Source organism: Microcoleus sp. F4-D5 (genome assembly GCF_036704885.1).
In the GTDB taxonomy this organism is placed as follows: domain Bacteria; phylum Cyanobacteriota; class Cyanobacteriia; order Cyanobacteriales; family Microcoleaceae; genus Microcoleus.
This window is the reverse complement of the sequence record NZ_JAUBSX010000001.1, coordinates 86254-105258: the sequence shown is the minus strand read 5'-3', so window position 1 is coordinate 105258 and position 19005 is coordinate 86254. Positions and strand designations below refer to the sequence as shown.

Below are 19005 nucleotides of genomic sequence, written 5' to 3'. Positions count from 1 at the left end.
CGGGGATTGCCCCTACACAGAGTTCACAACTGATGAGAGGATTGTTGAAGCTATTAGCCCGCGATGGCATTCAAAGAACCAGCTTAATTGCTCGCAAAATTTTCGGCTGTGCGGGCTAAAAAAAACATTAAAATGATAGTTGAGGAGTCGCGGCTCCCAGATCTAACTTTCGGGTGTGCACGGAGCAAATTGTTCCTATCAGCAGCAGCTAAAACAGATTTGCGGGTAACCTCGTCCTGTAGCTGAAAGCTTTTTTGGCTAAAGCAACAATTTTAGAATTGAAATTGTCGATCGACCCTTATTCAAAATCCCGAGGCTAAAATTATGACAAGCTTGGATTTAGGCAGCAAACGCATTCTAGTCACGGGCGGCGCCGGTTTCTTGGGCCGTCAGGTAATCGACCAGTTAGTGAAAGCAGGGGCCGATGCTGATAAAATTTCGGTGACTAGATCGATCGACTGCGACCTCCGCGTTATGGAAAACTGCAAGCGCGCTGCCGACAAACAAGATATCATCATTCACCTCGCCGCCCACGTCGGCGGCATCGGTTTAAACCAACTCAAACCCGCTGAATTATTTTACGACAATTTGATGATGGGCGCGCAACTAATCCACGCCGCCTACGAAGCAGGAGTCGAAAAATTTGTCTGCGTCGGAACGATTTGCGCTTATCCCAACTTGACCCCAGTTCCTTTTAAAGAAGATGACCTCTGGAACGGCTATCCAGAGATAACTAACGCACCTTACGGAATTGCCAAAAAAGCCTTATTAGTGCAACTGCAATCCTACCGCCAGCAGTACGGATTCAACGGTATCTACTTGCTACCAGTCAATTTATACGGCCCGGAAGATAACTTTGACCCGAAAAGTTCCCACGTCATCCCCGCATTAATTCGCAAAGTCCACGAAGCGCAACAAAGGGGAGACAAAACACTGTCAGTTTGGGGCGACGGCAGCCCTAGCCGCGAGTTTTTGTATTCCACAGATGCCGCCCGGGGAATTGTGATGGCGACGCAAGATTACAGTGAACCTGACCCGGTTAATTTGGGAACGAATAGCGAAGTTAAAATTCGCGATTTAGTGGAAACGATTTGCGAATTGATGGGATTTGAAGGAGAAATTGTTTGGGAAACAGACAAACCTAACGGTCAGCCGCGCCGCTGTTTGGATACCCAAAGGGCTAAGGAAAAGTTTGGTTTTGTTGCGGAAATTAAGTTTAAGGAAGGGTTGAAAAATACGATTGAGTGGTATCGACAACACGCCGCGTAAGTGTGAAAAACCCGGTTTCTTCAAGAAACCGGTTTTTTTGAGAATAATACTAAATGCGGGTTAGAAACCTCATTAGATAATAGTCGGCAGTTGCAACCTATCCTACACAAACCAATCCGCCTTCTGGCACTAATAAATTATACAAGTTAGGGTGATAATTCACTGACAATAGTCGGCAGTTGAAACCGCTATTACACTTACCTCTTGTTCTCCCAGAGGGGAACTAAGAAATCATACCAATCGACCGGCACCAGGGGCAGGTTCTCAGGTTCAAATTACTTTGGCAGTAGGTTGAGTGTTCAAAATATTATGGTTTCTTGCGAATTAGCCTGGGCAGTGTTTAATGTCGTAACAGTACCGAAGTTTTACAATCTGACAAAAAAGGTCTTTCCCGGTTTTGAAGAATTGCCAGCAGATGTTCAGGGAGGAGTGGTAAGTTTGGTGTTCGATCGCCGCACGAGTAGGGGGGGAAACCGCCGGGAAATGCGTGCAATTCGGGATTTATTGCCGAAAAAAGATGTACGTGGAATTGCTGAATAAATCCGGTAAATGAAACCGATTTGGGTGGGTAGAAGCATTTAACAAGGTATAGCCAGACGCCGGGATGCGGAAGCAAATTTAATCGAGGAAAGTGCTTAAATTGACAAGTTCCGAAGACATCGCCGAATAAAATCAACTGGTAAGCTGCGCCTTACCTTACATAAGTAGGTTTAAGTCACGCCTATTGAATACGGATTTAATATGAAATATGAATACGGCTGAACCTTCATTAACTAAAACTGAATTAAGACGATCGCTCCTCAACACCCGCAAATCCCTATCAGCACAAGAATGGAGACAAAAGAGCGATCGCCTCTGCAATCATCTCCAAAACTCGCCCCTATTCACCCAAGCAAAAACAATCCTCGCCTACTTCAGTTGTCGCCAAGAACCAGATTTAAGTCCCCTATTTGTAACTCCCCGCAAATGGGGATTTCCCCGCTGTGTCGGCAAAGAGCTATCCTGGCACATCTGGCAGCCCGGAGATGCTTTACATACTGGAGCTTACGGTATACTCGAACCCCTGCCGGATGCTCCGAAAATAGACTGCTCAGAAGTAGATTTAATGCTCGTACCCGCAGTAGGCTGCGATGTTCGCGGCTATCGCTTGGGCTACGGCGGCGGCTATTACGATCGAATGCTCAGTTTAGCTGAGTGGGAATCAAAAGTTACGATCGGCATTATCTTTGAATTTGCCTCGATCCCCCAGCTACCAGTTGACTCCTGGGACAAACCGCTGCACGGAATTTGCACGGAAAGCGGGTTAAAAATAATACAGCAAAAATCTTAAACGGGCATAAACAAATTAATTTTCCGCAATTATGCCTATATCCTCTTAATCTAGAATCTAGAATCTAGAATCTAAAACCTAAAATCTAAAATACTATGGCCCAGCGCTACGTTCGAGTTAAAACAACACAAGGACACATCCATTACGGTTTACTGCAACTGGGCCACAGCGTTCAAGTATTTGATGCACCGCCCTGGTTACAAGGACAACCAACCGATTTGGAACTTTCACCAGATACTTACCAAATTCTCGCCCCGTGCTCTCCCTCAAAAATTGTAGCCGTAGGCAAAAATTATGTCGATCACGCCGCCGAGATGGGAACCCCAGTACCCGAAGAACCCCTGCTGTTTTTCAAACCTCCGAGTGCTGTCATCCCAGCAGGTGCAGCGATTCGCTATCCGCAGCAGTCGGAAAGGGTAGATTACGAGGGAGAATTGGCCCTGGTAATTGGCGAACATAGTAGCAACTGCACTCCCGAACAAGCACACAGCAAAATTTGGGGCTATACGATCGCCAATGACGTAACAGCTAGAGATTTGCAAAAGCGGGACAACCAGTGGGCCAGGGCCAAAGGGTTCGATACTTTTTGTCCCTTGGGGCCTTGGATTGTTCGCGAACTGAGTCCGGCTGCACAATTGCAGACTTTTGTCAATGAGAGCGAGCGACCGGTACAGTCATCCCAGATCGATCGCATGGTATTTTCGCCAGACTTTCTCGTCTCCTACATCAGTCAAGTAATGACCCTAATTCCAGGCGATGTGATACTGACTGGAACGCCGCAAGGGGTAGGGCCGCTACAAATAGGCGATCGAGTCCGCATCGAAATTGAAGGCATCGGCAGTCTTGAAAATACAGTAGTTATTAGAAATGGGTAATGGGTAATGGGTAATTGGTAATTATCTCCAACAACTGTCAACTGTCAACTGCCAACTGCCAACTGACTAACGAACCTGCATATAAACAGCATCCGAAAGCGGAGGAATCTCTGCATAGCGTCCCAAAAGCGACTGCACGACTGCATAGACAAATGCAGCCAAAGCGCCCAAAAACACCATGTTATACAGAGTTTCCGCAATAAATGCGACTTGCAAGCCTTTAGAAAAAATCGGCAAAACCAGACCGCACAGCATCAAAACAATGTCTAAAAGAATCGCCTGCATCGCATTAAAACGAATGAAGTGACTGATGTTTTCGTTTCTAACTACTCCTAAATACAGGGCAAAGAAGATAATCAAGCTAGCAAATGGCAACCTATAAAGTTCCATCAAAGGAGCTAGCGGTATAAACAACAGTTGCAGGACAGGAAACTGTCTAAACAGAAACGCGCCAAAGGTAAGCCCGTCAATCAACGGGAGCAAATAAGGCAAAGAAGCAAAAATCCGGTCTGGAACAGTTGTAGATCCGCGCCAAGTCATAATGAACTCTCCTGAGTCGATCGATTAACTATGAATTCCATTAAACTCAGGATAACGCAGCAGCAGGGTTTGTGTTTCGACTCTGCCGGAACTTGCTTTTCACTCAGCGGGGAGCAGCCTCAACAACCAACGGCAGGCTTTCTTATTTAATATTGGCAATGACGAAGCCCATTTGACACTCGTACCGATCGGGCAAATTTTCCGTAGGTTTAGCAACTCGATGACCGCAGCGAAGCTCTCCACCGTTCCAGCGCGGTTGGCCGGTGCGATCGGCCAGCAAACAACTTTGGCAAACACACTGAGGGGCAAGCATCTGATTTTCCATTAAAATGACTAACATTTGATACCTCCGGCAGGTTTCACACCAGTAATTTCATTGTATGTCAGCAGTTAGGGACAAACGGCTTAACCTGAACACAACGTAATATTTATGTCAATGGTGCGAAATCCGTAGTACGGTATAAGATCCTCAATTCCCAATCCCAAAACTGTCAAGAGGTTGATTATTGTGACGGACACTAACTTAGAATTCCTTTCCAAAACCGATCCGCTAATTGCCGATTTAATCGGGCAAGAGCTCCAGCGGCAGCGAGACCACCTAGAACTCATCGCCAGCGAAAACTTTACCTCAAGCGCGGTAATGGCAGCTCAAGGCTCAGTGCTGACAAATAAATACGCCGAAGGACTGCCAGCGAAACGCTACTACGGCGGCTGCGAATTTATTGACGGCATCGAGCAAATCGCGATCGACCGGGCCAAACAGCTATTTGGAGCCGCTCACGCCAACGTCCAACCCCACTCCGGCGCTCAAGCCAACTTTGCAGTGTTTTTGAGCCTGCTGGAACCAGGAGACGGAATTATGGGCATGGATTTGTCCCACGGCGGACACTTGACCCACGGTTCGCCGGTCAACGTATCCGGCAAATGGTTCAAAGCTTTTCACTACGGCGTCAGCCAAGAAACAGAACAGCTCGACTACGACGAAATTTTGGCACTGGCAAAAGAAAACCGACCGAAATTGCTAATTTGCGGCTATTCAGCATATTCGCGAATTATCGACTTTGAGAAGTTTAGAGCGATCGCCGACGAAATCGGAGCCTACCTGCTCGCCGACATCGCCCACATCGCCGGGTTGGTCGCCACAGGGCACCACCCCAACCCCCTCCCCCACTGTCACGCCGTCACCACCACCACTCACAAAACCCTGCGGGGCCCCCGCGGTGGCTTGATTATGACCAATGACCCGGAATTAGGCAAAAAGTTCGACAAAGCTGTTTTCCCGGGCACTCAAGGTGGCCCCTTAGAACACGTGATTGCGGGCAAAGCAGTAGCTTTCGGCGAAGCATTAAAGCCTGAATTTAAAACTTATTCCGGTCAAGTAATTGAAAATGCGCGCGCTTTAGCGGAACGGTTGCAGCAGCGGGGTTTAAAACTCGTTTCCGGCGGCACGGACAATCACTTAATGCTAGTTGATTTGCGATCGGTAAACATGACAGGCAAGCAAGCAGACCAATTAGTCAGCGGTGTGAATATTACTGCTAATAAAAATACCGTGCCTTTCGATCCGGCATCGCCCTTTGTCACCAGCGGTTTGAGACTCGGTTCGCCGGCGATGACCACCAGGGGAATGGGAACAGCAGAATTTACCGAGATTGGCAATATTATTGCCGATCGACTGCTAAATCCAGATGATGAAAGCGTCGCCGCCGACTGCCTGCGTCGAGTAGCGGTACTGTGCGATCGCTTCCCCTTATATCCCCACTTGTACTTGAAAGTGCCGGCATTAGCTTAATTTTCCTGATCGGCAATGGGGAATTGGTAGTTGGAAGTGTACGGGTAAAAGGGTAAAAGAGCAGGAAAAGATTGAGAGTTGCCTGTAGCGATATTGACAAGCGGTTTTCACCAAAAATATCGATCGCCAAGACGGTTTTTAGTAAAGATATTTGTCGGGCGGGGCTGGTTTGAATAACGGTATTTGTAGGTTGCCAAGGATACCGATCAACTGGGCCCGCTCGCCAAATATCCAATTTTTTGCTCGCGAAAGAGTCGATATTTCAAATCGTTAATTCGAGAGTTATGAATGAAAAACCTGACAATTCGCCCCAGGGCAACTGCCATTGCGGCAAATCTCCGACTCCCAAACCCCCAGTCGCTCTTCAAGATGTTTCCTTGTTATAAGCCATCTGAAATGTAGTAGACTCTGCCTGACAGACTAATTGCCCCGCACTATTTAAAATTGATTTCAGATGCCGTACCAGTATCTGTACCACGTAGTAGCTTTTCTGATTTCTGCGATCGTCGTCCTCTGGAGTACGCCAATAGTCAAAAAAATTGGTCTCAAAAGCGGGCGAGTCGATCGGCCAGGCGAGCGAAAAGTCCACAAGCGCCCGATGGTGCGCTTGGGAGGAGTTTCCATCTTTCTCGGCACTCTCAGTGCCCTCTTATTTGTCTGGCTTTCAGGAGGCTTCATTGATGCTAGCGGTCAAGTTCTCAACCCCAAAGACGAATACGAAATTTGGGGAGTCACCCTCGGCGGCATCGGATTCTTCCTCATCGGTTTAGCAGACGACTTATTTTCCCTGTCGGCCTTAAAACGCTTGCTCATGCAAATTGGCGTATCCAGCATCGCTTGGATGGCAGGGGTAAAAATTGAGTTTCTCACAGTTCCCTCCCTGGGACTGACAGATATTGGCTGGCTGAGCTTGCCAATTACCGTGATTTGGCTCGTCGGCATGGCCAACGCCATCAACTGGATTGACGGTTTGGACGGTTTAGCTGCGGGAGTTTCAGGGATTGCAGCAGTTGTGATGCTGATTGTCAGTCTGTCGATGCACCAACCAGCCGCGGCCCTAATTGCAGCGGCTTTAGCTGGCGGGGCCTTGGGATTTCTGCGCTACAACTTCAATCCGGCTCAAATCTTTATGGGAGATGGCGGGGCTTATTTTATCGGGTTTACTCTCGCTGGAGTGGGAGTAATTGGGTTGGTTAAAACTACGGCTGTTACTTCTGTGTTGCTGCCATATTTAATTTTAGCTGTACCGATTTTAGATATGTCGGCCGTGATTCTCGATCGACTTCGCAACGGCAAGTCACCGTTTATTGCTGACAAGCGCCACCTCCACCACCGACTTCTACAAGCCGGACTATCCCATCGATTTGCGGTTTTATTTATTTACTCGCTGACACTGTGGGTGGGAAGTTTAGCCCTAGCTTTTTCGCTTCCGAGCGGCGTAATTTACGCTATGGGTGCGACAAGTTTGCTGGGATATGCTAGCTGGAAAGTTTGGAGACACGCTAGGTGAAGGAAGAAGGAAGAAGGAAGAAGGAAGAAGGAAGAAAAATAATTTCTAATGCCCAATTCCCAATTACCAATGCCCAATTCCCAATTGCCAATGCCCAATTCCCCAATCTAAAATCCAAAATCTAAAATCTAAAATTGAATGGTTGCTGAAATTATTTGTGTTGGCACTGAATTGTTGTTAGGGGATATTCTTAATAGCAATGCCCAGTTTTTAGCCAAAGAATTAGCGAGTCTGGGAATACCTCACTACTATCAAACAGTAGTGGGGGACAATCCAAAACGTATCAAACAAGTTTTAGAAATCGCCGTGGGCCGATCGCAGCTTTTGCTCTTCACCGGAGGTCTCGGCCCCACACCAGACGACCTCACAGTCGAAACGATCGCCGATTTTTTTGGGGTTCCCTTAATAGAAAAGCCGGAAATTATCGCAGATATCGAATACAAATTCGCCCAGCGGGGACGTACTATGAGTCCCAGCAACCGGAAACAAGCTTTAATTCCAGAAAGTGCGGACATTCTACCGAATCGCAGCGGTTCTGCACCGGGGATTATTTGGCAGCCGATTCCCAACGTGACACTAATGACATTTCCCGGCGTACCGGCGGAAATGCACTTGATGTGGCGAGAAACTGCCGTTCCTTACCTGAAAAACGGCGGCTGGTGCAGCGCAACTATTTACAGCCGCACATTAAAATTTTGGGGCATTGCTGAGTCGGCATTGGCCGAAAAAGTAGATAGTTTTCTCAATTTAACTAATCCTACTGTGGCTCCCTACGCCAATCACGGCGAAGTCAAACTGCGGATTTCGGCCCGCGCGGAGTCGTCCGTGGCTGCTTCAAACTTGATTGAGCCGATCGAACAACAGTTGCGGCAAATTGCCGGCTTAGACTGTTACGGTGCTGATAGCGATACCCTCGCTTCGACTGCGGGCCAATTGTTGCTCGATGCGGGGCAAACTCTCAGCGTGGCTGAATCCTGCACCGGAGGAGGATTGGGGGCGATGCTGACTGGTGTTCCCGGCAGTTCTTGCTACTTTTTAGGCGGGATTATTTCTTACGACAATCGGGTTAAGGAAGGATTATTAGGTGTTAATCGGCAAGATTTAGCCGAATTTGGGGCAGTCAGCCACCAAGTGGCAAAACACATGGCTGCGGGAGTTCGCGATCGGCTCAATACCGATTGGGGATTGAGCATTACAGGCATCGCCGGGCCTGGAGGCGGCACAGATGCTAAACCTGTCGGACTGGTTTATGTCGGTTTAGCGGACCCCCACGGCGACGCAGAAAGTTTTGAATACCGCTTTGGCGATGCCCGAGGCCGCGATTGGATTCGGCATCTGAGTAGCTGTACGGCGCTCGATCGGCTCCGGCGTAAATTATTGTTGGCAAAATCGTATAAAATATCCCACGATTTGTCAATTGTCAACAGTCAGCCGTAAGCTTAAGCTTTATTTAACACTCTATACTCCGAGATAATTCCGCAATTTTCCCCTTGCCTCTTGATTATCTGTAAAGATTCGTTATGATAAGAAGATAAGACTGATTGGCCAATATACTGACTCTCTCCATTGCTCAAAACAACCAGCAAGCGAGAAAGCAAGTTTGACCTTTGGTTTCAAAGTCGTGCTTGCTTATTTTCAGGTATTTAGCCGTCGGTTTAGCAATCTAGACTATAAAAAAAGGAGCTATCCGTTCAATGGAAGACATTGAAAAGGTGCTGGAACAAATTAAAGAATGGGTTCGCAAGCTGATAGAAGGATTGCTGAATCCAGAAGCTCAACCGGAACTCGAACCGATTCGTATTCCTGTCAACCAACCGAGAAATCGCCGATAGTCGGCACTGGGTTGCAAGTTTGAGCTTTGAGCTTTGAGCTTTGAGGTTGCAGACTGGTTCTAAATCCCATGTCAAAAATCTCAAAATTTTTGTTGCGCTGGAAATTTTAAAATTGTTAAATATCCTGGTACTTCACGGCCCGAATCTGAATCTATTGGGTCAGCGAGAACCTGGAGTTTACGGTTCTGCGACTTTAAATGATATCAACAAGTTGCTAGAACGAGAAGCGCAAGCCCTCCAGGTGAAAGTCTCAATTCAGCAGTCGAATCATGAAGGGGTATTGGTGGATGCCATTCACTCGATGTTAGGGCAGCACCAAGGCTTATTGATTAATGCTGGAGCTTACACTCATACGAGTGTGGCAATTAGAGACGCGATCGCCGCGGTGAATATCCCTGCGGTAGAAGTTCATCTGAGCAATATTTACCGGCGGGAAGCTTTTCGGCACCACTCGTTTATCGCAGCGGTGGCGATCGGGCAAATCAGCGGTTTTGGCCCGGAAAGTTACCTGCTGGGGCTGCAAGCTCTAGTTAGTTACCTGATTAAAAATTAAAAATTTACCGATTGTAGCGATCGGATGAGGGCAGGTTTTAGATCGAAAACCAGCCCTTATATGTTTGGGTCTAAGTCCAATTAATTACAAAACTTGCGTAAAAAAGGATACCAGAAAAAATTATAAATTATAAATTACCAATTACTAACAACTTGAGTTAAATTCAAATGCGGCATTCCCTGTTGAGCAAGTTTCAAGGAACCATCCTGGGGGCAGTTTTAGGAGACTCTATAGGCCTGCAGTACCAAAGGCAACTCGTGGGTATTCTCCCCCAAACAGAAGACTTGGAGCCGATTTTACCGCTGACTAAACACCAACAACTGACCGTAAGTGGCGCAACATTGGCGTTGAATTCTGTCAACAGTAACGTCCCAAGTGGCAAAGACTCATCCGCATCCGGGAGACTTGCGGTAGCGTGCGCTCAAAGTTTAATTCGGTGTAGCGGTTTAGATTTAAAAGATTGGCGCGATACTTGGGAAGCATTTGCCAAGTCGGAAACCTACCATCGGGGAAGCGCTGAGTTTGAAAGCATCCTTAACCCTTGTGAAGCTGCTGTGGCGGCGCTGCCTGCGGCGATGTTTTTTCACGAAAATAAAGCCAAGCTGCATGAAAAAATCATGCTGGCGATAGAGGTTTGGTCCAACGAAAACAACCCAGAATGGGAAACAGCAATTTTAGCAGTGGAATATGCGATCGCCCGAGCTCTCAAAGAAAAACTTGACCCCGCCACAGCGATCGAGCAAACAATTGCCTACGTCAAAACAGATAATGCCTTAACAGAGCTGCTGCTGCAAGTACAAATACTACTAGAAAAGGGAGCCGATTTAGAAACAGCCGCAACTCACCTGTGCAAAAGCGCCACAGCTTTGCGAGAAAGACAGGGCGAGGGCAAGAAAAAATTACAAACCGAGTCAATTGTCAACCCTGGAAATTTCATTCCCATTGCCCTAGCTTTCTACTGCTTCTTGAACACCCCAGAAGACTTACGCTTGTCAGTGGTGCGGGCGGCCCGCACCGGCATCACCGGACAACTTACCTGCGCTTTGACGGGAGCTTTGTCGGGAGCGTACAACGGTGCTGCTGCGATTCCTGTAGAATGGCGACAAGTATCTTCGGCAGCAGTTAAATCGCTGCCGAAGGCCGAAGGCCGAGAACCCTCAGTCTGGGAAATTGGCAGCGATGCAACAATTGTGGAGTTAGCAAATAATCTGTTTGCTGTTTGGGCGGGAGTTTACAGGCCCGATGCCAGCCTGGACTCCGCAGCGCTCGCCCGAGCGGTAGCTGCACCTTATGTCATTAGACCTCGTAAAATATAAAGTTTTGAGCTTTTAACGGTAAGGGGAAACCAGAAATTAGCATTTACCAATTAACAAGTCAAAAGCGCAACTGGAAGGAGACCGACAATTAAATATTAAAAACTCAAAAATTAAACCGGACGCGCCTGCCCCAATAAACCGGGTTTCTAAGAGAAGATGGGGTTAGGCAACGAGAGATATACGGAGCAATTTGGTTTTTAGCCCTACGCGAGTCCTGTTAAAGATGGACGAGGGAAGGAAAGAAGCAGCAGAAGCTTGAGAACACTGCTTGCGTTGTTGGCTACAGTCAGGAAACCCAACTGCTGGCGACAGTCAGGCAAAGTAGCCTGGAGGGTTGAATATTCAGCCACGGTAGTTCGGATAAACTCAATCAAGATGCACCGTCAGAATTTCTGACAAAGCTGCTGGATAACAGTGATATATCTTCGACACAAATGAATACGCTCTCCTCATTGATGCGGCAGATTGAGCAGCTAGGGGCTGCGCGCTCACTGCGCCAACACATTGCTAAAGTGCAAAATGGTGGCAGCAAAGCATATACTTCACGCGCTGGCGGGTCTCTCCTGAGCCGTTTGTCGCTCCAGAAATGGGATCTGCCCGAGACTTTTACTAGATTTAGAAGTAAAACCTCAAAATCAAGCCTCAAAAATCAAGCTCGTTCTCCTATGTTGGCGCTGGTCGCGGTAGTTTCCCTAAGCAGCACTCTGGGCCACCGCTTCTACAACCAGCCGAAATTGGATGTGGGGACGAAAGCTCCTCAGACGATTAAGGCTCCTGCTAGTGCTAGCATCCCCGATTACAAAACTACTGAAGAACAGCGGAAAGCAGCGCGGATCGGGGCTGTAGCGATATTAATGCTGGATTCTGCGGTCGATCGACAAATTTATCGAGAATTGCAACAATTTTTGCAACAGGGAACCGAGCTGCGGGAGGCGGTAGGCCCATTTCCGTTTGCGAGTCCCTCGGTACTCTCAAATGCGACTCAGGTTTACTTGCGGGGCTGTCCGGAGTGGGAGTGGCGATCGATTTTGGCGCAAGTGGGGGACAACAGTGCAACTTCCGAGCGGTTGAGTTTGGATTCCCCCGCAAGTGCTACGCAGACGGAGAACAAGTCTCAGCAAGATGCTATCGCTCAACTGCAAGCTTACAGCCGATCGGTCAGGGCAGCAGACTTTCAAAGCCTGACAGACAGTATTTCCTCTGCTCGCCGGCGCTATCTCAATGCTGTGGATGGTCTGGGAAAACCCTCGGTTGTGGGGATACCACAGATTTACGATACTTCGCTGTTTGATTTGTCGGATGCAGCTTGGCAGAAAACCCAAACCGGTATGAGTCGGGCGGCAAAAAGGATGGTGGCTCAAGGTATCCCGCAGGGCTTGCCAAAAGAGATTTTGAAAGAAGCTGTGAGGCTGCAAGTGGCCGATGAAGTGCCGTTAGAGTCCCAAGCTTTGGCGGTAGAGGGTTTAACAGCGATTTTGCAGCCAAATCTGGTGAGAAATCCCGAGGAAACCAAACAGCTAGCTGAATTAGCGGCGCAAAAGGTGAAACCGGTGATGATCGCAGTAGAGCAGGGCGAGATAATTGTTGCAGAAGGAAAAGAGATCTCGCAGGAAGATTTCGTGTTGCTGGACTATTTTGGTTTGAGCCGGCGGGGGGTGAATTGGCTGGGGCTGACGGGTTTTGTTTGTTTAGTCGGAGGGGCAATTGCGATCGTACTGCTGGTGGAAAGGCACTACCGCTTGCGCCGGAGAGATCATTTGCTATTGCTGCTGCTGACTTTGAGCGCCCCGGTGCTGGTGAGTTTGGGGCTGCCTTGGACGAGTTTGCCCGCGATCGGGATTTTAGCGGGCGGCTTCTACGGTTCGGCGGTGGGAGTGACTGTGGTGGGGCTGCTGTCGGCGCTGCTGCCCGTTGGCTTAAACGTGGAGTTGATTCATTTGGTGGCTAGCGGGGCGGGGGGATTGCTGGGTGCTTTTATGGCGGGGCGGCTGCGATCGCGCGAGGAATTGGCTCTTTTGGGCGTGGCTGTCGGCTTGACTCAGGGCACGGTTTATCTGGTGGGGACTTTGATTGCCAGCGCGGCTGCCGGTGCGATTTGGTACGTCGTGCTCGGTACTGTGGGCGCGCAAAGTTTGGCCGGTTTGGCTTGGAGCGTTGTGGCGATCGGCATCAGCCCTTATTTGGAACACGTTTTTGACTTGATTACGCCGATCCGGCTGGCGGAACTTGCCAATCCCAACCGCCCGCTGCTGAAGAAGTTGGCTGCCGAGGCTCCGGGGACTTTTCAGCACACGCTGTTTGTGGCGAGTTTGGCGGAGGCTGCGGCCCGGGAGCTCGGCTGCAATGTTGAGCTGGTCAGGACTGGCACACTATACCACGATATTGGCAAAATGCACGACCCGCTCGGATTTTGTGAAAATCAAATGGGCGGGGCCAACAAACACGATGAAATTAATGACCCTTGGACGAGTGCGGAGATTATTAAAAAGCACGTTACCGAGGGGTTGGTGATGGCGCGGAAGCATCGATTGCCGAAGGCGATCCAGGCGTTTATTCCCGAACACCAAGGTACAATGTTGATTGCTTATTTCTACCACCAAGCGCAGCAAATTGCTGCAAAAGAATCAGAAGATTTAAAGAGGGCTTTGCCAGATGCGGGTAATTCAAAGTTAACAATCGCAAGTCGCCAAGTGAGGGAGGAGGATTTTCGCTACGACGGGCCGATTCCGCAGTCGCGGGAAACGGGGATTCTGATGCTGGCGGATTCTTGCGAGGCTGCTTTGCGATCGCTCAAGGATGCTACTCATGAAGAGGCTTTGAATATGGTTAATCGGATTTTGAGGGCTCGCTGGCAGGATAATCAGTTGATTGATTCGGGTTTGACTCGGGAGGATATGTCTCTAATCGCGGAGATTTTTGTGCGGGTTTGGGAACAGTTCAATCACAAACGGATTGCTTATCCTAGTGCAGTTTTCACTCCCAGGTAGGAGGAAATTTTTAGTTAGGAAAAATAGGATAGTATTTCAGTTGTGAATGAGATTTCCTTGCGATTAGCCCCGAAAATAGTCATGCACTTCAGAATTGTCGCTGACAATTACCACAGGTTGTTTGATTCCTAAAAATTCTGAATAGTTGCTATCTATTTAGTCTGCTAGATGCGATCGCAATTTTTGCCAGTCTTCGGCATCGATCGCATTTGCAAAAGCGATGATAGTATCTACGACCGCAGTGCAGTCAACGATCCAGCGGATTTCTGGCAGTTCCTGCATAACAAATAAATTTTGTGAGTTGTCAGTTCCAAAGATTTGAATTTTCAACCGCAGATGAACGCGGAGCGACGCCGATTTTTTTGTGTTGATTCTATCCCTTGACTCCGGCGGCGGTTTCTGTCGGCACAATGTATTTTTGCAAAAGCAAAAAGAGTCCTAAAACGGGAACAATAGAAATAATGGAACCCGCCGCAACTAAACGCCAATCCAAAGAAAATGTCCCGGCTAAATTGGCTACGCCTAAAGGTAACGTGTAATATTCCGGCCTGTCCAAAACTAGCAGCGGCCACAGAAAGTCGCTCCAAGAACCGATAAATACAAAAATTCCTAAAGTAACTAAAGCCGGCTTAATTGCCGGAATCATGACGTGCCACCAAATGCCTAATTCTGTACAGCCGTCGATGCGGGCGGCTTCTTCGAGTTCTTTGGGAACTGCTAGGAAGGCTTGCCGCAATAAAAATATGCCGAAGGCTGAGGCTAGTCCGGGAAAGATTACGCCTAAGTAACTATTTTTTAGTCCTAGTTGTACTGTCAATACGTACAGGGGAATCATGACTATTTGGAAGGGAATCATGATTGTGGAAACGATCGCGATTAAGATGGCTTCGCGACCGCGAAAGTTGAGTCTGGCTAAGGGGTAAGCGGCGAGGGCGCAAAAGAAAACGTTGATGCTAACTGTGAGGCCGGCAATCAGGCTGCTGTTGAACAAGTAGCGGCCGAAGGGGTTGGTTTGCCAAACTTTGATGAAGTTTTCGAGGGTTGGCTGTTGCGGCAACAGTTGCGGGGGAAATTGAAAGATGTTTTCGGTGGGGGATTTGAGGGAGGTACTGAGCAGCCACAGCAGGGGAAAGAGCGTTAAAAGTGCGATCGCGCTCATGATGCTGTACGTCCACAGGGTACTCCACTGCGAAGGAGTGCGGTTTGGGGAATTTGATTTTTTAGTTTTGAGATTGTTCATTGTTGGGATATGATGATAAGTCCTTGCTTCGTGAGAAGCCTTGTTGTCCATAAGGGGATTATTGCCATGAAACCGTTTATTTACGAAACTATGTACATTCTGCGCCCTGATTTGGGTGAGGAAATGACAGACCAGGCGATCGCGAAATATCAAACAATTTTGCGCGATCAAGGTGCTGAAAATATCGAAACTCAGCACCGCGGCAAGCGCCGTTTGGCTTACGAAATCGGCAAGCACCGGGACGGAGTATACGTTCAAATGAACTATACAGCTCCGGGCGCTGCAATCTTTACCCTGGAGCGCGCGATGCGTCTGAGCGAGGAAGTGATTCGCTATTTGACGATCAAGCAGGATGTGCCAGATGCACCTGAAGCGGAAGCGGAAGCGGAAGCGGCAGCCTAAAACGAGTTTTTTGACTCGTTACTGAAATCTTGCACCAGTCTCAATAACAGGCTTTCGGGCCTGTTCCACAAACAAGAGTGAGTTTTGTTTGATTGTGGGGCAGGCAGGAGAGCCTGCCCGTCAAAGGCCGATTGACAATGGTGCAACGCCAAAAAAACGTTAATCTGAATTCAAAAACTCCAAATAATTATTAGTGAGTTCTTTGACTGCTAACTCGTAAAACTGCTGACCGTGTTTGGGGGTTGCTAAGGACGGATTTGAACCCATTCTGCCGTCGGGAAATCGGCGGCGGAAATCAGCAGCACCGTAAATTTTGTGTCCGGAACCAACTTCTTCCGAAAGCGGAGCTTGCTTGATTGCTTCGGGATAAAGGTACTGGGTTAAGGCGACTTCGCTGGGGGTGGCGTGGGAGCCTTCTTGGTTTCCGTACAATTCTTTTGCGAGTTTGTAGACTGAACCGCACATGAACCAGTTGCCAATTTGACACTGGATTCGATCGGCATTTGGTAGATTCAAGTCCGACAAATGCGCGTAAGTCTCGGAAAATGCTGCTTTCATAGTGGCAATGTTGCCACCGTGACCGTTAATGAAGAAATATTTCTCAAATCCCGCTTTTGCCAAAGATGTGATATAGTCTCTGATTGCGAGTATCAGCGTCTGCGGTCGCAGGCTGATAGTGCCCGGAAAGCTGGTGTGGTGCAACGCCATCCCTACATTAATGGTCGGGCAGACTAAGGCATTGGCTGCTTCGCCGACACCGCGGGCGATGGCATTGGCAGCAATAGCGTCAGTGCCGATCAAGCCGGTGGGCCCGTGCTGTTCGGTGGAGCCGATCGGGATAATTATGCCTTGGGAACTCTCTAGATAAGCTTCTACCTCGGGCCAGGTACTCAAATGCAGCAACATTATAGGCAGTCTACAGAATTTTTACTTGCTATCGTCGATCGTAGCCGGCAGGCGCAGAAAAAGGACTTTGGGTAAACTTATTATTGTATTCTTAAACAAAGCTCTAAATTGCGATCGCAACTTTACAGTTATATTACTTAACGTTAATAATTTAACCGCTTGATTACCAAAACTTTACCTTTTAATAACCTTTTAAGAGTAGTATAACAAGCATCTCCCTATAGATTGGGTGTTACCTGGTCAATTAACAGCGGGCAATGTTTTATGAAATTAACACCAACCCCTAAAAATGACCAGCCTTCTGACGCCTGGACGCAGGCAGACAGCGCGGTTCCGGCAACTGCTCTACGGCTGTATTCCTTGCACGAGCAAGTAGCAAAGGTCGAGCGCGTGTCTGTGGGATGGACTGGCGAAGGATTCTAAGCGATCGAACAAATGGCGATCGTACAAGCGATCGCAGCGCGAGAGTACCTCAGCTACTGAAGAAGGTACTTCGCGCTAGCCACATACAAACATCACTCCCACTGATATTTATGTCTTCTGCTGAATTAAGCGAAAGTCCTTCAAGGTTGGCTGTTGGACAAGCCGGCCGCATCTTGTTATTGGAAGGTGAAGATCTGTTGCGGGAAATGCTAGCTTTAGCCCTTAAAGAACAGGGCTACGAGGTGGTGGTTACTAGCGACGGGCGCAACGCTCTGCCTTCTGTACAGGCTTCTTCGTCATACCACGGTGAATTTGCCTTCAACCTATTAATTATGGATTCAATTAACGGTTTGGATTTGTGTCGAATGTTACGGCATCAAGGAAATCCCGTCCCTATTTTGATTATCGGTGCTAGAGGAAGTGCCAACAATTGCGCTTTTTACCTAGAAGCCGGATCGGATGATTATCTGACTAAGCCTTTTGGAATGCGGGAGTTTATCGCTCGATGTCGGGCGCTGATGCGGCGCCAGCGCCTCGGTCAGTTGCGGCAACCGATGATGCTGCAATATAAGAGTATAACTCTTTATCCTGAAGAGTGCCGCGTGTTGGTTCGCGGTCTGGAAGTGAAATTTTCTCCTAAACAGTTTCGCTTACTAGAACTATTTATGAGTAATCCCCGGCGAGTTTGGTCTCGCGATCAGTTGCTGGAAAAAATTTGGGGTCAAGATTTTATTGGAGACAGCAAAACAGTTGACGTGCACATCCGCTGGCTGCGCGAAAAGTTGGAAATAGATCCGGGTCAACCGGAATATATCATTACGGTACGCGGGTTCGGCTATCGATTTGGTTAAATTTTTAAATCAGTTATAGGGTGGCAAATTGCAGTCGAATAGACGTAGGGACACAACAATGTTGTGTCCTTATTTGTATGTGTAGGGTGCGGAATACAATAGCTTGGAGGTGCAACCAGTAGAGCTATTCCAGCGACCGTTGCCGTTCTCTTTTACCCGCTCGCGATCGGCATAAACTCACATCTTGCACCATTGTCAGCAACAGGCTTTCGGGCCCGTTCCGCGAGAAAATTTCTCTTTGTGGAACGGGCCGGAAAGCCTGTTCATAAAAAGCTGATTGAGAATGGTGCAACATCTCAGTATAAATCACAATTCCCCCGTCCACTCCCAACAATGAAGTTTCGAGCAATCTCCTGCAACCGCAACAGCCGCCACCATATCTGAACAGGGAATTAATTCTATTAAAGACCATCTCGATGCTTCTTCGGGGTTTTCTTCAACATTTAACAGCGCTGCAGGTTCTCCTGGTGCGAGGCTGACATCAAACTGATTCAGGGGAATAGAAAGTCCTTTCCCCACTGCTTTGATATAGGCTTCTTTGCGAGTCCAGCAGGTAAAAAAAGCGCGGGATTGGAGATGTTTTGGGAGCAAACGCAGCACAGAGTGTTCTAAGGGTGAAAAAAACTTTTCAGCAATTTCCAGGCAAGAAAAGTTGGGATTTATGCTTTCAATATCGACACCAATATCTCGATTTTTGGTAATCGCAATTAAAGCTATGTTTCCTGAGTGAGACAAATTGAAACGGAGGGTATTTCCACCTTGGGCGGCGATCAGAGAGGGTTTGCCGTAGGGATTGTAGTCGAAGCGGAAAATGTGAGCATGTATGTTAAGATAGCGGCTCAGAATCGCTCTCAGCGCGCCGCGACTCACAATAAATTGCGATCGACCTTTGGGAAACACAAAACGATCGGCTTTTGTCCGCTCGTCTGCTGAGAGAGTCTCTTGTAAACTCTGCAAGCAAGATTCTGTTTGAACAAGAGACACGCGCCAAACATGAATTTCGCCGAGATCCAATGTCAGGTTTTGCGGTGGGGAATTCCACGAATCAACAGCAGCAATCATGTATTTATAGCCTTTTTCAGATAGATGAGGTACAAGTTTAGATTTTAGATTTTAGATTTTAGATTTTAGATTGGGGGATTGAGGAATTTTTAATTAATTAGTAAATACCTCATCTTT

General features: G+C 48.0%; 22 protein-coding genes. 15 read left to right on the top strand and 7 right to left on the bottom strand.

Annotated features, from left to right (window positions below; all coding sequences use genetic code 11):
* The first annotated feature begins 324 nt into the window (after positions 1–324).
* From QUA80_RS00540 to QUA80_RS00525, 4 genes are all read left to right on the top strand, one after another.
* Entirely contained in the window at positions 325–1269 is a 945-nt protein-coding gene (locus QUA80_RS00540; protein WP_333420376.1) for a GDP-L-fucose synthase, read from the top strand.
* A 309-nt stretch (positions 1270–1578) separates the two neighbouring features.
* Positions 1579–1809 (top strand): hypothetical protein, encoded by a 231-nt coding sequence (locus QUA80_RS00535; RefSeq protein WP_333420374.1) that lies wholly within the window; start codon positions 1579–1581, stop codon positions 1807–1809.
* Between the two features lie 208 nt (positions 1810–2017).
* On the top strand, positions 2018–2599 hold the full coding sequence (locus tag QUA80_RS00530) for a 5-formyltetrahydrofolate cyclo-ligase (RefSeq protein ID WP_333420372.1): 582 nt from the start codon (positions 2018–2020) through the stop codon (positions 2597–2599).
* Between the two features lie 95 nt (positions 2600–2694).
* Positions 2695–3474: a fumarylacetoacetate hydrolase family protein gene (locus QUA80_RS00525; protein WP_333420370.1), complete on the top strand. Its 780-nt coding sequence runs from the start codon at positions 2695–2697 to the stop codon at positions 3472–3474.
* 66 nt (positions 3475–3540) lie between these two features.
* Here QUA80_RS00525 and QUA80_RS00520 read toward each other — a convergent pair whose 3' ends face one another.
* Positions 3541–4014 carry a Tic20 family protein gene (locus QUA80_RS00520; protein WP_333420368.1) on the bottom strand — a complete coding sequence of 158 codons (474 nt, stop codon included), beginning with the start codon at positions 4012–4014 and terminating at the stop codon, positions 3541–3543.
* Positions 4015–4156: 142 nt separating this feature from the next.
* Complete coding sequence (locus QUA80_RS00515) at positions 4157–4354, bottom strand: hypothetical protein (RefSeq protein WP_333068560.1); 198 nt, start codon at positions 4352–4354, stop codon at positions 4157–4159.
* Positions 4355–4522: 168 nt separating this feature from the next.
* Here QUA80_RS00515 and glyA point away from each other — a divergent pair, with 168 nt between their 5' ends.
* The 8 genes from glyA to QUA80_RS00475 all read left to right on the top strand — a co-directional run bounded on the left by glyA (position 4523) and on the right by QUA80_RS00475 (position 14004).
* Complete coding sequence (glyA, locus tag QUA80_RS00510) at positions 4523–5806, top strand: serine hydroxymethyltransferase (RefSeq protein WP_333420366.1); 1284 nt, start codon at positions 4523–4525, stop codon at positions 5804–5806.
* 454 nt (positions 5807–6260) lie between these two features.
* Positions 6261–7316: an MraY family glycosyltransferase gene (locus tag QUA80_RS00505; protein ID WP_333420364.1), complete on the top strand. Its 1056-nt coding sequence runs from the start codon at positions 6261–6263 to the stop codon at positions 7314–7316.
* Complete coding sequence (locus QUA80_RS00500; RefSeq protein WP_333420362.1) at positions 7313–7441, top strand: hypothetical protein; 129 nt, start codon at positions 7313–7315, stop codon at positions 7439–7441. The genes QUA80_RS00505 and QUA80_RS00500 overlap by 4 nt, the downstream gene beginning before the upstream one ends.
* A gap of 13 nt (positions 7442–7454) precedes the next feature.
* Positions 7455–8753, top strand: coding sequence for a competence/damage-inducible protein A (locus QUA80_RS00495; RefSeq protein ID WP_333420361.1), 1299 nt, complete (start codon positions 7455–7457; stop codon positions 8751–8753).
* 257 nt (positions 8754–9010) lie between these two features.
* Entirely contained in the window at positions 9011–9148 is a 138-nt protein-coding gene (locus QUA80_RS00490; protein WP_333054680.1) for a hypothetical protein, read from the top strand.
* 112 nt (positions 9149–9260) lie between these two features.
* A complete protein-coding gene (gene aroQ / locus QUA80_RS00485) occupies positions 9261–9701 on the top strand; it encodes a type II 3-dehydroquinate dehydratase (RefSeq protein ID WP_333420359.1) in 441 nt (146 codons plus the stop codon).
* 167 nt (positions 9702–9868) lie between these two features.
* Positions 9869–11017 carry an ADP-ribosylglycohydrolase family protein gene (locus QUA80_RS00480; RefSeq protein WP_333420357.1) on the top strand — a complete coding sequence of 383 codons (1149 nt, stop codon included), beginning with the start codon at positions 9869–9871 and terminating at the stop codon, positions 11015–11017.
* A 434-nt stretch (positions 11018–11451) separates the two neighbouring features.
* On the top strand, positions 11452–14004 hold the full coding sequence (locus QUA80_RS00475; protein WP_333420355.1) for an HDIG domain-containing metalloprotein: 2553 nt from the start codon (positions 11452–11454) through the stop codon (positions 14002–14004).
* Positions 14005–14160: 156 nt separating this feature from the next.
* Here the strand turns inward: QUA80_RS00475 and QUA80_RS00470 are convergent, their stop codons facing one another.
* Both QUA80_RS00470 and QUA80_RS00465 read right to left on the bottom strand, forming a co-directional pair.
* The gene (locus QUA80_RS00470) at positions 14161–14286 is read right to left on the bottom strand and encodes a hypothetical protein (RefSeq protein ID WP_333420353.1); all 126 of its coding nucleotides are present in this window, start codon (positions 14284–14286) and stop codon (positions 14161–14163) included.
* 91 nt (positions 14287–14377) lie between these two features.
* On the bottom strand, positions 14378–15295 hold the full coding sequence (locus QUA80_RS00465; RefSeq protein WP_445302191.1) for a carbohydrate ABC transporter permease: 918 nt from the start codon (positions 15293–15295) through the stop codon (positions 14378–14380).
* A 15-nt stretch (positions 15296–15310) separates the two neighbouring features.
* Between QUA80_RS00465 and rpsF the strand changes: the two genes are divergently transcribed.
* On the top strand, positions 15311–15646 hold the full coding sequence (gene rpsF / locus QUA80_RS00460; RefSeq protein ID WP_333335123.1) for a 30S ribosomal protein S6: 336 nt from the start codon (positions 15311–15313) through the stop codon (positions 15644–15646).
* Between the two features lie 159 nt (positions 15647–15805).
* Here the strand turns inward: rpsF and QUA80_RS00455 are convergent, their stop codons facing one another.
* Entirely contained in the window at positions 15806–16552 is a 747-nt protein-coding gene (locus QUA80_RS00455) for a creatininase family protein (RefSeq protein WP_333420349.1), read from the bottom strand.
* A gap of 264 nt (positions 16553–16816) precedes the next feature.
* Here QUA80_RS00455 and QUA80_RS00450 point away from each other — a divergent pair, with 264 nt between their 5' ends.
* Complete coding sequence (locus QUA80_RS00450) at positions 16817–16975, top strand: hypothetical protein (RefSeq protein ID WP_333236863.1); 159 nt, start codon at positions 16817–16819, stop codon at positions 16973–16975.
* Between the two features lie 110 nt (positions 16976–17085).
* Positions 17086–17826, top strand: coding sequence for a response regulator transcription factor (locus tag QUA80_RS00445; protein WP_333420347.1), 741 nt, complete (start codon positions 17086–17088; stop codon positions 17824–17826).
* A gap of 124 nt (positions 17827–17950) precedes the next feature.
* Here QUA80_RS00445 and QUA80_RS00440 read toward each other — a convergent pair whose 3' ends face one another.
* On the bottom strand, positions 17951–18136 hold the full coding sequence (locus QUA80_RS00440; RefSeq protein WP_333420345.1) for a hypothetical protein: 186 nt from the start codon (positions 18134–18136) through the stop codon (positions 17951–17953).
* Complete coding sequence (locus QUA80_RS00435) at positions 18133–18888, bottom strand: 4'-phosphopantetheinyl transferase superfamily protein (RefSeq protein ID WP_333420343.1); 756 nt, start codon at positions 18886–18888, stop codon at positions 18133–18135. The genes QUA80_RS00440 and QUA80_RS00435 overlap by 4 nt, the downstream gene beginning before the upstream one ends.
* Positions 18889–19005 lie beyond the last annotated feature (117 nt).